Below are 12,773 nucleotides of genomic sequence, written 5' to 3'. Positions count from 1 at the left end.
GCCCATGAGCGAACGCCCCTGTCCGGTCATCAACCTCGACGCACTCAACCCGCGGCTGATCACGGCACCGCCGGACGAAAGCCCGGAGAAGTACCAGGGCGCCATGGTCGCCCCGATCTCGCCGCGCATCGGCGCGCAGAAGCTGGGCTACAACGTCACCATCGTGCCGCCCGGCAAGGCCGCCTTCCCCGCGCACAACCACTACGGCAACGAGGAGATGTTCCTCGTACTGGAAGGCGAAGGCGAACTCCGCGTCGGCGCCGAACGCTTTCCGCTGCGCACGGGCGACGTCATCGCCTGCCCTGTCGGTGGGCCGGAGACGGCCCACCAGATCCGCAACACCTCGGCCAGCACGACGCTGCGCTACCTCGCCGTGAGCACGATGATCTCCCCCGACCTCTACCAGTACCCGGACTCCGGCAAGACCGGCGCGTCGCACCATCTCGGCCGCGACGAACACGGCGTGCCGCAGGCCATCCGCCTGCGCAACCGCGAAGCCGACAACCTCGGCTACTGGGAGGGCGAGTGATGTTCCACACCCTGCTCATCGCCAACCGCGGCGAGATCGCCTGTCGCGTCATCCGCACCGCGCGCAAGCTTGGCATCCGCACCGTGGCCGTCTACTCCGACGCCGATGCCGACGCCCAGCACGTGCGCCTCGCCGACGAGGCCCACCGCATCGGCGGCCCGGCGCCCGGCGATAGCTACCTGCGCGGCGACGCCATCCTCGAGGTGGCGAAGCGCACCGGCGCACAGGCCATCCACCCGGGCTACGGCTTCCTCTCCGAGAACGCCGACTTCGCCGACGCGGTGGCTGCGGCGGGCATCGCCTTCGTCGGCCCCTCGGGCACCTCGATGCGCAAGATGGGCAGCAAGGCCGGCGCCAAGGAATTGATGCACGCGGCCGGCGTGCCCGTGGTGCCGGGCTACACCGGCGCCGACCAGTCGCCCGAGCTGCTGCAGCGCGAGGCCGACGCTATCGGCTACCCGCTGATGATCAAGGCCGCGCACGGCGGCGGCGGCAAGGGCATGCGCATCGTGCGCGCCTCGGCCGATTTCGCCGCGGCGCTGGAGAGCTGCCAGCGCGAGGCGAAGAACGCCTTCGGCCGCGATCGCGTGCTGCTGGAGCGCTACGTCGAGAAACCGCGCCACATCGAAATCCAGGTGTTCGCTGATGCGCATGGCCACACCCTGCACCTCAACGAACGCGAGTGCTCGGCGCAGCGCCGCTACCAGAAGGTGGTCGAGGAATCGCCCTCGCCCTTCCTCACGCCGGATCTGCGCGAAGCGATGGGCGCGGCGGCCGTGCAGGCCGCGAAGGCGATCGACTACGTCAACGCTGGCACCGTCGAGTTCATCGTCGGCCAGGACGGCGGCTTCTACTTCATGGAGATCAACACGCGCCTGCAGGTCGAGCATCCGGTGACGGAACTCGTGACCGGGCTCGATCTCGTCGAGCTGCAGCTGCGCGTCGCCGCCGGCGAAGCCCTGCCCTTCGCACAGCACGAGGTTCGCCAGCACGGCCACGCCATCGAGCTGCGGCTGTATGCGGAAGACCCGGCCGCCGGATTCCTGCCGGGCTCCGGCAAGCTGGAACGCCTGCGCTTGCCAGCGCCCTCCGCGCACGTTCGCCTCGACGGCGGCGTGGTGGAAGGCGACACGGTGACGATCTTCTACGACCCGATGATCGCCAAGTTGATCGTCTGGGACGAGACGCGCCCGCGTGCGTTGGCCCGACTGCGCGAAGCGTTGGCGGACTGCGACATCCGCGGCCCGAAATCGAACGTGGCCTTCCTCGAAGCGCTGGTGCGCCACCCGAGCGTTGTCGAAGGCACCATCGACACCGGCTACCTCGACCGCGCGCTGGACGAGGTGCTCACGCCCGCGACGCCGCCGCCGGCCCCGCTGCTGGCCCTCGCCGCAGCTGCGGTGCTGATGTGCGAAGAGCAGGCCACGCGCGAGCGCGCGGCGGCAGGCCCCGACCCGACCTCGCCGTGGGCCATCGCCGATGGCTGGCGCCTCGGCCACGGCGGCGCGCGGCGCCTCGTGCTTCAAGCCGGCGGCGTCCGCCACGTGCTCGGCGCGCGCGGCCATGGCGGCGACTACACCATCGGGATCGAAGGCGAATCCGCGACCCTGCGCGTCGACGGCCTTCGCCTCGGTGATGACGGCCGCGCCTCGGCGCGCATCGATGGCGCCGCCGTGCTGGCCCGCGCCCATGTCGATGCGGGCTCGGTGCTGCTGCACGACGGCACCCAGCGCTGGCTGATCGAACGCCTCGGCGCTTACGCCTTCGCCGGCAAGGCCGGTGCGGGCGGCGACGGCACGCTCAAGGCGCCGATGCCGGGCCGCGTGGTACTGGCCAAGGTGAAGCCGGGCGACATCGTGGCCGAAGGCCAGGAGTGCGCGGTGATGGAGGCGATGAAGATGGAGCTCAGCCTGAAAGCCCCGCGCGCCGGCACCGTCAAGGAAGTGCGCGCGGCCGCCGGTGACTTCGTCGAGGCCGACGCCGTGCTGGTGGTGCTGGAATGAGTGCCACGGAGTTCGTCCGCATCGTCGAGGTCGGTCCGCGCGACGGCCTGCAGAACGAGAAGGCGCTGGTCGGCACCGCCGACAAGATCGCGCTGATCGACAAGCTCGCCGCGACGGGCCTGGGCACGGTCGAGGCCACGGCCTTCGTCAGCCCGAAGTGGGTGCCGCAGATGGCCGACGCTGCCGAGGTGTACGCCGGCGTGGCGAAGCGCGAGGGCGTGCGCTACCCGGTGCTGGTGCCCAACCTGCAGGGCTACGAGCGCGCCCGCGCCGTGGGGGTCGCCGAGATCGCCGTCTTCGGCGCGGCCTCGGAGGCCTTCAGCAAGGCCAACATCAACGCCAGCATCGCCGAATCGCTGGAACGCTTCGCGCCGGTGCTCGAGGCGGCGAAGCGCGACGGCGTGGCGGTGCGCGGCTACGTCTCCACCGTGCTCGGCTGCCCCTACCAGGGCGCGGTGCCGGTGCGTGAGGTCGTGCGCGTCGCGAAGGCCCTGCACGCGATGGGCTGCTACGAGATTTCGCTCGGCGACACCATCGGCGTCGGCACGCCGCGCAAGGCCCGCGCCATGCTCGACGCCGTGGCTGGCGAGGTGCCGATGGCCGCGCTGGCCGTGCACTTCCACGACACGTATGGGCAGGCCGTCGGCAACGTCGCCGCCTGCCTGGAAGCCGGCGTGCGCGTCGTGGATGCCGCCGTGTCCGGCACCGGCGGCTGCCCGTATGCGAAGGGCGCTTCGGGCAATGTCGCCACCGAAGACATCGTCTACCTCCTCGACGGGATGGGCTTCGCCCACGGCGTCGACCTCGATGTGCTCATCGCGACCGGCCGCTGGCTGTCGTCCGTGCTGGGCCGCGAATCCATGAGCAAGGTGAACCGTGCAAAGCAATGAACGACTCCGCGCTGCCGTGGCGTATGCCGGCCGGCGCCCCACGTACGAGCACCCGATCGCCTTCGATGCCGGTGAACGCCTGACGATCACCCGCAACGACGACGAGTGGCCTGACTTCCACTGGGGCGCGACGCCCGAGGGCGGAGAAGGCTGGGTGCTGCGACACGCCTTCGAACTCGGCGAAGGCCAATCGCTCGATGCCCTCCCCGCGTCGGCCATCGCCATCGCCGACTACGACGCCCGCGAACTGGCGCTGACGCCGGGCGAGCGCCTGCTCGTGGGCGACGACCAGGGCGGCTGGCGCTGGTGCTACTCGGCCAAGGGTGACGCCGGCTGGGTGCGCAAGGCCGACCTCAGCCAGATCGAGGACGCGGCGCGCTTCGTGATGCGTCCGATGCGCTCGACGGACGACGCTGCGGTTGCCGACATCATCCGCAGCGTGATGCCGGAATTCGGCGCCGACGGCCCGGGCTTCGCCATCCACGATGCCGAAGTGGCAGCCATGCATGCGGCCTATGCGCGGCCGGGGGCGGCCTACTTCGTCGTCGAAGTCGCCGGCACGGTGCTCGGCGGCGGCGGCATCGCGCCGCTCGACGGCGTCGATGGCGTTTGCGAGCTGCGGAAGATGTACTTCAAGCCCGGCCTGCGCGGCCTCGGTGCCGGCACGGCGCTGATCGCCCGCTGCCTGCATGCCGCGCGGCGCCTCGGCTACCGCCAGTGCTACCTCGAGACGCTCACCGGCATGGACGCGGCGCAGGCGCTGTACGAGCGCGCCGGTTTCCAGCGCATCACGCAGGCGATGGGGGCCACCGGCCACTTCGGTTGCAACCGCTTCTACCTGCGGGCGCTCTGAGCCGGCGCCACGCCGCTCAGCCGAAACGCCGAGCCCTCGATTCGATGAAGAAGCTGGTGCGCTTGCGCGGCTGCAGGTAGTCGAAGGCCGCGCGCGGCAGGGCCATCGGCTTGATGGCCCGCTGGATCGAGAGCTCCGGATGCTCGGCCAACGGCACGATGAGCGCATCCTCGGGCCGCACGGCCGGGTCGTGGATCAGCACCTTCGGCTTCATCGCGTTGGCGGGATCGACCGCGACGGACAGCGCGAAGCGGCCATCGGAGAGGTGCAGCACCGAGCCGGGCGGGTAGATGCCCATCATCCGGACGAAGGCGTTCAGCGCGGCAGCGTCGAACTTCTCCTTCGTCTTCCGGTAGACCGCGGCGATCGCGTCATGCGGCGTCAGCGCATGGATCGGGTTCGGCGGATTGCACAGGTTGTCGTAATGGTTCACGAGCGCGACGACGCGCGCTGCCGGGTGGATGGCGTCGCCCTTCAGCGCCTGTGGATACCCGCTGCCGTCGCTGGCCTCGTGGTGCTGGGCGACGATGGCGGCAGCGGCTTCACCGAGGCCCATTCGCTCGGCCAGCGTGCGGCTGTGCTCGACGTGGCTCTGGAACATGCGGCGTTCCGTCGGGTTCGGCGAGTCGGCCTTGCCACGCATCACATCGGGCAACTCGATCTTGCCCACGTCATGCAGCAGCGCGCCGAGGCCAATCGCCTCGACGAGCTCGCCATCGAGGCCCATCGCGCGGCCCAGCAACACCGACAGCACCGACAGGTTGATGGCGTGCAGCGCGGTTTCCTGCCCGGATTTTTCGGAGAGCAGCCGGATGGCGACGTCCTGCTCCTGCTGCACCGCACGCACCATGCCGCCGACCTCGGTCTCGGCGATGGCACGCGCCTCCTCGGGCTGCGCACGCACGTTCTGCAGCACGTTGCGGAAGGCCTTCGAGACGGCGCTGAACCGGCGTTCGCAGCGGTCGAGGCTCTGCCGCTGGGCGTCGAGCGCGTCGGTGGGTGGTGCCGTCGCGGGCTCGTCGTCGAATCCCGACACGCGGGGGCCGTGCGCCAGTCCTTCCCCTTCGAGACGGTCGGTTTCCGCAGCCGCGACGATCTCGATGCCGCCGCCCGATGCTGCGCCCGGCGGCGCCGGCGGGTCGTCGTCGGACATCGAGGTCACGACGGGGTCAGGCGCCGTCTCGGCGGCGGCGGGTTCCGGCGCGGGTCCGGTGTCCGTCTCAGCCAGTGCGGGTTCCGGCAAAGGCGCCACCTCGCTGCGCTCCGGCTCGTGCCAGACGTGGCTCACGCCCACCTGGGCGAAGGTGGCGATCTGCGCCTCGCTGCGCAGCAGGAAGCCCGTGCCGGGGACGTTCTCCATCGACACCCACAGCCCCACCCGCAGGCGCTCGACCGCGATCCGCTCCATGCCCCCTCCCGACCCGCCTGCAATGGCGCCAGTGTGCCCCTTAAGCCCACGGCCGGGCAGCGGGCTCGGGTAAAATCCGGCGTCTTTTCCGGAGCACCCCCATGCATCTGAACCATGTCCGCGCCGTCGTCACCGGCGGCGCCTCCGGCCTCGGCTTCGCCGTGGCGAAATTCCTCGTGGCGAACGGCGGCAAGGTCGCCCTGTTCGACGTCAACGCCGAGCGCGGCGCGGCCGCCGTGGCCGAGCTCGGCGCCAGCAACGCGCAGTTCTTCCGCACCGACGTCAGCGACGAGGCCGGCGTGGCCGCGAACGTGCAGGCGGCGAAGGACGCCCTGGGCGGCCTGAACGCGGCGATCAACTGCGCCGGCATCCTCGGCGCGGGCCGCGTGCTCGGCAAGGAAGGCGCGATGCCGCTTTCGACCTTCGCCACCACGGTGATGGTGAACCTCGTCGGCAGCTTCAACGTGGCCAAGGCCGCGGCGGCGCTGATGCAGGGCAACGAGCCGGGCGAAGATGGCGAGCGCGGCGTCATCATCAACACCGCGTCCGTCGCCGCCTACGAGGGCCAGATCGGCCAGGCCGCTTACGCCGCCAGCAAGGGCGGCGTGGTCGGCATGACCCTGCCGATGGCCCGCGAGTTCGCCCGCATCGGCGTTCGCGTCATGACCATCGCGCCGGGCGTGTTCCACACCCCGATGGTCGATGGCATGCCCGAGGCCGTGTACCAGAGCCTCTGCGCCCAGGTGCCCTACCCCTCGCGCCTCGGCAAGCCGGAGGAGTTCGCGGAAACCGTCGGCTTCATCCTCCAGACCCGCTACCTCAACGGCGAAACCATCCGCATCGATGGCGCCATCCGCATGCAGCCGAAATAAGGGCATCCCATGAAGGCTTTCGAAATCAAGAAGGGGAACGTTGTTGATCACAACGGAACCGTGTACCAGATCCGCGACATCGAGCGCAGCTCTCCGCAGGCGCGCGGCGGCAACGTCACCTTCCGCTTCACGATGTACTCGGTGCCCGGCGGCACCAAGCTGGACCTGTCGCTGCGCTCCGACGACGAGCTGAAGGAAGTCGACCTGGTGCGCCGCGCGGCCAGCTTCTCGTACAAGGACGGCGAGGCCTTCGTGTTCCTCGACGACGAGGACTACACCCCGTACACGCTCGACCCGGACGCGATCGGCGAGGCCGCGGGCTACATCACCGACGGCCTGACCGGCTGCTATATCCAGACCATCGACGACGCGCCCGTCGCGCTGCAACTGCCGGCCACGGTCACGCTGGAAGTCGTCGATACGCCGCCGGAAATGAAGGGCGGCACGGCCACCAAGCGGCCGAAGCCGGCACGCTTGAGCACCGGCATCGAGATCATGGTCCCGGAGTACATCAGCAACGGCGAGAAGGTGCTGATCAACACCGCGACGGGCGAGTTCAGCGGCCGCGCTTGAGCCTCAGCGCGCGAGCCAGCGCGCCGCCATCCGCCGGATCGACGGGTCGAGCGACCCGTCACCGGCCAGTTCGTCGATGGCCCGCCAGGCGAAGGCGCGCGATTCGTTGTTGAGCCTCGGCGTCCCGTCGCCGCTGCAGCGCACCACGTAACGGACATCCCAGTGCCAGTGCTCCGGCTCCGCGCCGCGGGCCGGGATGCAGTGGCGGTCGAGGTCGAAGATGCCGCTCTCGACGACCAGCCCCGGCAGGCCCGTTTCCTCCTCGGCCTCGCGCAAGGCGACGGCCGCGATGTCGGTGTCGCCATCGGCATGGCCACCCGGCTGCAGCCAGCGGTCGAGCTTGGCGTGGTGGAGCAGCAATGCCCGCTCACCGTCCCTCGAGACCACCCACGCCGAGCCGGTGAAGTGCCCGGCGAGGTGGGCGCGCGTGAAGACATCGGGCGCAAGGACCGCGAATCCGGCGTAATCGTCCGCCAATGAGCGATGTTCGGGACAGGTCCGCGCATATCGCGTCAGGCTGTCGATGAATTCGGCGATCTTCGGGTCCATCGCACCATTATCGCCGACGTGAAGGGAATGTATTGCCGCCCCGTGACCGCGCCGGGTATGGTTCGCCGTTGCCCGCGTTCCAGGGGAATCGGGCGGCGACACTCCAGCCAGTTCCACACCGCACCACCCAGGGGATCTCGGGATGCTCAACCAATTGTTTGCCATCAAGCCGGTGGACGCGAACGCCTTCGCGAACAGCGGCCTCAAGCGCGTGCTCGGCGCACGCCAGCTGTTCCTGCTCGGCATCGGCGCGATCATCGGCGCCGGCATCTTCGTGATGACCGGCACCGCCGCGGCCAACTACGCCGGCCCCGGCGTGATGCTGAGCTTCGTGATGGCCGGCCTCGCCTGCGCCTTTGCTGGGCTGTGCTACGCCGAGTTCGCGGCGATGATGCCCGTCTCCGGCTCCGCCTACTCCTACACGTACAGCACGATGGGCGAAGTCGTCGCCTGGTTCATCGGCTGGAACCTCGTCCTCGAATACCTCTTCGCCGCCTCCACGGTGGCCGTGGGCTGGTCGGGCTACCTCAACAGCTTCCTGTCGACCTTCGGGATGGCCTTCCCCGACGCCCTGTCGCAGGCGCCCTACACCTTCGTCGCCGAGACCAAGAGCTTCGTCAGCACCGGCGCCACGCTGAACCTGCCGGCGGTGATGATCGTCGCCGCCATCAGCGCCCTGTGCTACCGCGGCATCACCCAGAGTGCCTGGGTGAACGCCCTGATCGTGTTCATCAAGGTCACGGTGATCGTGCTGTTCCTCGGCTTCGCCTTCCAGTTCATCAACCCCGAGAACTGGAACGCCTGCGCCGCCGTCGCCAAGAGCAGCGGCCTGCTCAGCGCCGAACTCGCCGCGAAGCTGGTCGCCGCCTGCGCCACCGACCCGAGCGCGCTGGCCATGATCCCGCCGACGGTCGAAACCGCCGGGCACGCCCAGTACGGCATGGATGGCGTCATCCGCGGTGCGGCCGTGGTGTTCTTTGCCTACATCGGTTTCGACGCCGTCTCCACCGCCGCCGGTGAGGCCAAGAACCCGCAGCGCGACATGCCGATCGGCATCCTCGGTTCGCTGGTGTTCTGCACCATCCTCTACATCGCCATGGCCGCCACGATGACCGGCCTGCTGCCCTTCACCGAGCTCGGCACGTCGAAGCCGGTCGCGACGGCGATGGAGGCCTACCCGCAACTCGCTTGGCTGAAGCACGTCGTCGAGATCGGTGCGATCGCCGGCCTCAGCTCGGTGATCCTCGTCATGCTGATGGGCCAGCCGCGAATCTTCTACGCGATGGCGCAGGACGGCCTGCTGCCGAAGGCGTTCGAGAAGGTGCACCCGACCTACGGCACGCCCTACGTCGGCACGATCATCGTCGGCATCGTCGCCGCCCTGATGGCCGGCTTCCTGCCGCTGGGCTTCCTCGGCGACCTCGTCTCGATGGGCACCCTGCTCGCCTTCGCCACCGTCTCGGCCGGCGTCCTGATCCTCCGCTACACCCGTCCGGAACTGGCCCGCCCGTTCCGCGTCTGGGGCGTGTGGCTCGTGGTGCCGATCGCCGTGGTCTCCTGCCTCTACCTGTTCATCCAGCCGTTCGCCGACCATTGGCAGGTGATGACGGGCTGGACGGTGCTCGGCTTCCTGATCTACTTCTTCTACGGCTACCGCAACAGCAAGCTGCGCAAGGCCTGACGGAGACGCACCGCGATGACTGACGCTCGCAAGATCGGGCCGGTGTTGGCCACCTTCGTGGTGGCCAACAACATGATCGGCTCGGGGTTCTTCCTGCTGCCGGCCACGCTGGCGACCCAGGGCGGCGTGACCGCCCTGAGCTGGCTGGCCTGCACGGTCATCGCGGCTTTCCTCGGCGGGGCGTTCTCGCGCCTCGCCCGGGATTACCCCAACCTCGAATCGCCGGACGACTACGTGCGCCCGGCGCTCGGCCGCGACATGGGCTTCCTCGCCACCGCGCTGTACTGGCTGAGTTCGTGGATCGGCAACAACGCCATCGCGGTGGCGGCGTTCGGCTACCTCGTCACGCTGCTGCCGCTCGACGGCGGCAACTCGACGGTGCAGCTCTTCGGCCAGCTCGTGCTGATCTGGACGATGTTCGCCATCAACCTGTTCGGCCCGCGCGGCGTGGCGCGCTTCCAGTCGATGTGCGTGATCTTCGGCCTGCTGCCGGTGGCCGCCGTGCTGCTCGGCGGCTGGGGCCGCTTCGATGGCGAACTGTTCCTGTCGGCCTGGAACACCAGCGGCGAAGCGTGGAACGTCGGCGAGAACGGCGTGCCCAACCCGCAGTCGGACCTCGCCCTCATGTTCTCGGCCCTCGCCCCGGTGTTCTGGGCCTTCGTCGGGCTGGAGACTGGCGCGATGGTCGCGGGCATCGTCCGCGACCCGGAAAAGAACGTGCCGCGCGCAACGCTGGCCGGCATCGGCATCGCCGGCACGGTGTACCTCGTGTCGTCCGTGCTGGTGATGGGCATCGTGCCCGCGCAGGAACTCGCGGCGTCTAGCGCTCCGTTCGCTCTCGTGGCGGGGCAGATCTTCGGTGCCTGGGCGGTACCGATGATCGCTGCCGCCGCCGCGCTCAAGGCCACCGGCACGCTGGGTGGCTGGATGCTGGTTTCCGGTGAGTCCGGCGCGCGCGCCGCGCAGCGCGGCTACCTGCCGCGCATCTTCGGCGTGCTGCGCCCGAACGGCGCCGCGGGCTGGGGCCTGTTCGCCGTGGCCCTCGGCATGAGTGCCATCGCCTTCATCACCATCAGCGATACGGTGGCCTCGCAGTTCGGCGACATCGTCGGCATGGTCGTTCTGCTGGTGGTCCTTGCCTATGCAGCGGCGGGCCTGAGCCTGCTGCTGGGGACTCCCACTCGGCGTCCCTCGGGCGGTGACCGGCTGCTCGGCATCGGCGCCCTTCTCGCCTGCGCGCTGCTGATCGTGTCTTCGCCACCAAAGATGGCTGCCGGTGCCGCGCTGATCGCCCTGGTGGCCTGGGGCGGCTTCCGGCTGTTCGGATCGCGAACCGCGCCCACGCCCTGACCGGCCCGGCGGCAACCCCAGACCACGACGACGGCGCGGATTTCCGCGCCGTTTTCGTTTCCCGTCTCCGCCCGTGAGACGCCGCGCGCCTAGAATGGCGGCGTATGGACGACGCAACGATGGACATCGGGATTCTCTCCACCCTGCTGGTGCTGCTCGTGGCCGCCTGCGCGATGGCGATCGGACTGTGGCGCGGCCGCCGGGCACTGGAAGAGCGCGCGGCGCAGCTCGAAGCGCAGCGCGTCGAGCAGCAATCACGCATCGACAGCCTGCTGCGCGATGCCGCGCGCCTGCCGGACCTGGAGCGACGGCTGGCCGAGGCCGACGCTGCGCTCCGCGCCCTCCGCGACGACCTCACCGCGGCCGCCGCGCGCGAAGCCGGCGCCACGGCACAACTCGACGCCGCCCGGGAGGCGCAGGCGAAGGCCGAACGCAACGCCGAGGAGTCGCGGGTCCGTGTGGAGGCCGCGCAGCGCGAGGCCCGCGAGCTGTCGTCCTCGCTGGCGACGGCCGCGGCGGAGCGCGATGCCGCCATCGCCTCGCGTGAGCAGGCCAAGGCCTTCCTCGAGGACGCGCAGGCCAAGCTCAGTACCGCCTTCATCGAAGTGGCCAGCAAGGTCTTCGACGAGAAGGCCGTGGCCCTCGACCGCAAGATCGGCGATTCCGCGATCGCGTCGAAGGTGGGCCTCGAGTCCGCGTTGACGCCATTTGCCACGAAGCTCAGCGAGTTCCAGACCGAGCTGCGCAAGTTGGGCACCGACCAGACGGCGACGGTGCACACCCTGCGCGGCTCCATCGAGCAACTGCAGCAGCTCAACCAGCGGATGGCGACCTCGACCGACGACCTCGCGCGCGCGCTGAAGGGCAACGCGAAGACGCGCGGCGACTGGGGCGAGATGATCCTCGATACCGTGCTGAAAGCCTCGGGGCTGGAGGAAGGCCGCAACTACACCAAGCAGAACAGCACGCGCGACGAGGACAGCGGCGGCCTGCTGCGGCCGGACGTCATCGTGCAGCTGCCGGACGAGCGGCACGTGGTGGTCGATGCGAAGGTGAACCTCGTGGCCTGGGCGGAGGCCTGCAACGCCGACACGCCCGCGGCGCACCAGGAGGCGCTGGCACGGCACACGACCGCACTGCGCGCCCACATGCGCGACCTGGCCGACAAGAACTACCCGAAGGCGCTGGGCGGCAAGGCGCTGGACCTGACGGTGATGTTCGTGCCGATCGAAGGCGCGCTGGCGGCGGCGCTCGAGTTCAACCCCGGCCTGCAGGCCGAGGCCTTCGAGCGCAAGGTCGTGTTTGTCTCTCCCAACACGCTGATGGCGATGCTGCGCGTGGTGGAGCGGCTGTGGACGCGCGACAAACTCCAGAAGCAGGTCGGGCTGATCGGCGAGCAGGCAGGCAACCTGCTCGACGCCCTCTCTGCCTTCATCGAAGAATTCGACGTCGTCGACCAGCGGATCGAAGCCGCCTCGAAGGCCTTCCGCCAGGCGCGCCACCGGCTGTCCGATTCGCCGCAGTCCGTGATCCGACGTGCTCAGAAACTGGTGGAGACCGGCGCCCGCGGCAAGAAGGCCCTGCACGACGACCTGGTTCCGGCGTCGGGCACGGATCCTGCGGTACTGCCGCTGCTCGACGGCAGCCCGGACGCCGGCTAGGCCGACGGCACCCAAGGCACCGTCGACCCGTCATCGGACGTCGCGGCTCGATCAGGCTTTCTTCGCCCAAGCCGCGCACCAACCCTTCGGCTCGACGCTGAAGCCGGCGAACAGGGTGCAGCCCTGGTTGGCAGCCGTGTAGAACTGGCAGTTCAGGCAGTTGCTGCCCGGCTTGAAGCTGGCGTGCGTGGTCTTGGACGCGTCCTCGATGTAGGCCAGCGCCTTGCCTTGCGGGTGGTCGAGCGGGAGCCGCGGCAGGGCCTGCGCCTGCGCGGTCGGAACGGCGAGGCGGGCGGCGAAGGGCGCGGCGAGGGCGACGGCGCCCAGCTGCAGGAAACGACGGCGGTTCGGGGTGTCCATGGAGCTCTCCCAGTGGGTTGGCGAGGGTCAAGGTAGCCGCCTTC

Annotated in this window: 12 protein-coding genes; 9 read left to right on the top strand and 3 right to left on the bottom strand. The window is 69.8% G+C overall.

Translation table 11 applies throughout. The features are described from left to right. The first annotated feature begins 4 nt into the window (after positions 1-4). The 4 genes from O9280_RS11120 to O9280_RS17500 are packed head-to-tail and all read left to right on the top strand — an operon-like array spanning position 5 to position 4,275. Entirely contained in the window at positions 5-529 is a 525-nt protein-coding gene (locus O9280_RS11120) for a cupin domain-containing protein (protein WP_298342419.1), read from the top strand. Then, positions 529-2,532 (top strand): biotin carboxylase N-terminal domain-containing protein, encoded by a 2,004-nt coding sequence (locus tag O9280_RS11115; protein ID WP_298342416.1) that lies wholly within the window; start codon positions 529-531, stop codon positions 2,530-2,532. Before O9280_RS11120 ends, O9280_RS11115 begins: the two co-directional genes overlap by 1 nt. Next, positions 2,529-3,422, top strand: coding sequence for a hydroxymethylglutaryl-CoA lyase (locus O9280_RS11110; RefSeq protein ID WP_298342413.1), 894 nt, complete (start codon positions 2,529-2,531; stop codon positions 3,420-3,422). The genes O9280_RS11115 and O9280_RS11110 overlap by 4 nt, the downstream gene beginning before the upstream one ends. Next, positions 3,409-4,275 carry a GNAT family N-acetyltransferase gene (locus tag O9280_RS17500; RefSeq protein WP_343228747.1) on the top strand — a complete coding sequence of 289 codons (867 nt, stop codon included), beginning with the start codon at positions 3,409-3,411 and terminating at the stop codon, positions 4,273-4,275. The genes O9280_RS11110 and O9280_RS17500 overlap by 14 nt, the downstream gene beginning before the upstream one ends. Before the next feature lie 16 nt (positions 4,276-4,291). Here O9280_RS17500 and O9280_RS11100 read toward each other — a convergent pair whose 3' ends face one another. Further along, the gene (locus O9280_RS11100) at positions 4,292-5,683 is read right to left on the bottom strand and encodes an HD-GYP domain-containing protein (RefSeq protein ID WP_298342410.1); all 1,392 of its coding nucleotides are present in this window, start codon (positions 5,681-5,683) and stop codon (positions 4,292-4,294) included. 101 nt (positions 5,684-5,784) lie between these two features. Here O9280_RS11100 and O9280_RS11095 point away from each other — a divergent pair, with 101 nt between their 5' ends. After that, complete coding sequence (locus O9280_RS11095; protein ID WP_298342408.1) at positions 5,785-6,555, top strand: SDR family NAD(P)-dependent oxidoreductase; 771 nt, start codon at positions 5,785-5,787, stop codon at positions 6,553-6,555. 9 nt (positions 6,556-6,564) lie between these two features. After that, positions 6,565-7,128, top strand: a complete 564-nt coding sequence (gene yeiP, locus O9280_RS11090) for an elongation factor P-like protein YeiP (protein WP_298342405.1) — start codon at positions 6,565-6,567, stop codon at positions 7,126-7,128. Between the two features lie 3 nt (positions 7,129-7,131). Here the strand turns inward: yeiP and O9280_RS11085 are convergent, their stop codons facing one another. Beyond that, positions 7,132-7,677 carry an NUDIX hydrolase gene (locus O9280_RS11085; protein ID WP_298342403.1) on the bottom strand — a complete coding sequence of 182 codons (546 nt, stop codon included), beginning with the start codon at positions 7,675-7,677 and terminating at the stop codon, positions 7,132-7,134. 142 nt (positions 7,678-7,819) lie between these two features. On the opposite strand from O9280_RS11085, the gene O9280_RS11080 reads away from it, so the two are divergent. From O9280_RS11080 to rmuC, 3 genes are all read left to right on the top strand, one after another. After that, positions 7,820-9,358 (top strand): amino acid permease, encoded by a 1,539-nt coding sequence (locus O9280_RS11080; protein ID WP_298342400.1) that lies wholly within the window; start codon positions 7,820-7,822, stop codon positions 9,356-9,358. 15 nt (positions 9,359-9,373) lie between these two features. Beyond that, positions 9,374-10,708 carry an amino acid permease gene (locus tag O9280_RS11075; RefSeq protein ID WP_298342397.1) on the top strand — a complete coding sequence of 445 codons (1,335 nt, stop codon included), beginning with the start codon at positions 9,374-9,376 and terminating at the stop codon, positions 10,706-10,708. A gap of 104 nt (positions 10,709-10,812) precedes the next feature. Next, entirely contained in the window at positions 10,813-12,369 is a 1,557-nt protein-coding gene (gene rmuC / locus O9280_RS11070) for a DNA recombination protein RmuC (protein WP_298342394.1), read from the top strand. A 51-nt stretch (positions 12,370-12,420) separates the two neighbouring features. Here rmuC and O9280_RS11065 read toward each other — a convergent pair whose 3' ends face one another. Next, positions 12,421-12,729 (bottom strand): high-potential iron-sulfur protein, encoded by a 309-nt coding sequence (locus O9280_RS11065; RefSeq protein WP_298342391.1) that lies wholly within the window; start codon positions 12,727-12,729, stop codon positions 12,421-12,423. Between the last annotated feature and the right edge of the window lie 44 nt (positions 12,730-12,773).

The organism is Silanimonas sp. (assembly GCF_027531545.1).
Lineage (GTDB): Bacteria > Pseudomonadota > Gammaproteobacteria > Xanthomonadales > Xanthomonadaceae > Silanimonas.
This window is presented reverse-complemented; position numbering and strand designations above follow the sequence as displayed.

Coding starts and splice junctions, on each gene's coding strand:
- O9280_RS11120 (WP_298342419.1), top strand. CDS start 5: ATGAGCGAACGCCCCTGTCCGGTCATCAACCTCGACGCACTCAACCCG.
- O9280_RS11115 (WP_298342416.1), top strand. CDS start 529: ATGTTCCACACCCTGCTCATCGCCAACCGCGGCGAGATCGCCTGTCGC.
- O9280_RS11110 (WP_298342413.1), top strand. CDS start 2,529: ATGAGTGCCACGGAGTTCGTCCGCATCGTCGAGGTCGGTCCGCGCGAC.
- O9280_RS11100 (WP_298342410.1), bottom strand. CDS start 5,683: ATGGAGCGGATCGCGGTCGAGCGCCTGCGGGTGGGGCTGTGGGTGTCG.
- O9280_RS11095 (WP_298342408.1), top strand. CDS start 5,785: ATGCATCTGAACCATGTCCGCGCCGTCGTCACCGGCGGCGCCTCCGGC.
- yeiP (WP_298342405.1), top strand. CDS start 6,565: ATGAAGGCTTTCGAAATCAAGAAGGGGAACGTTGTTGATCACAACGGA.
- O9280_RS11085 (WP_298342403.1), bottom strand. CDS start 7,677: ATGGACCCGAAGATCGCCGAATTCATCGACAGCCTGACGCGATATGCG.
- O9280_RS11080 (WP_298342400.1), top strand. CDS start 7,820: ATGCTCAACCAATTGTTTGCCATCAAGCCGGTGGACGCGAACGCCTTC.
- O9280_RS11075 (WP_298342397.1), top strand. CDS start 9,374: ATGACTGACGCTCGCAAGATCGGGCCGGTGTTGGCCACCTTCGTGGTG.
- rmuC (WP_298342394.1), top strand. CDS start 10,813: ATGGACGACGCAACGATGGACATCGGGATTCTCTCCACCCTGCTGGTG.
- O9280_RS11065 (WP_298342391.1), bottom strand. CDS start 12,729: ATGGACACCCCGAACCGCCGTCGTTTCCTGCAGCTGGGCGCCGTCGCC.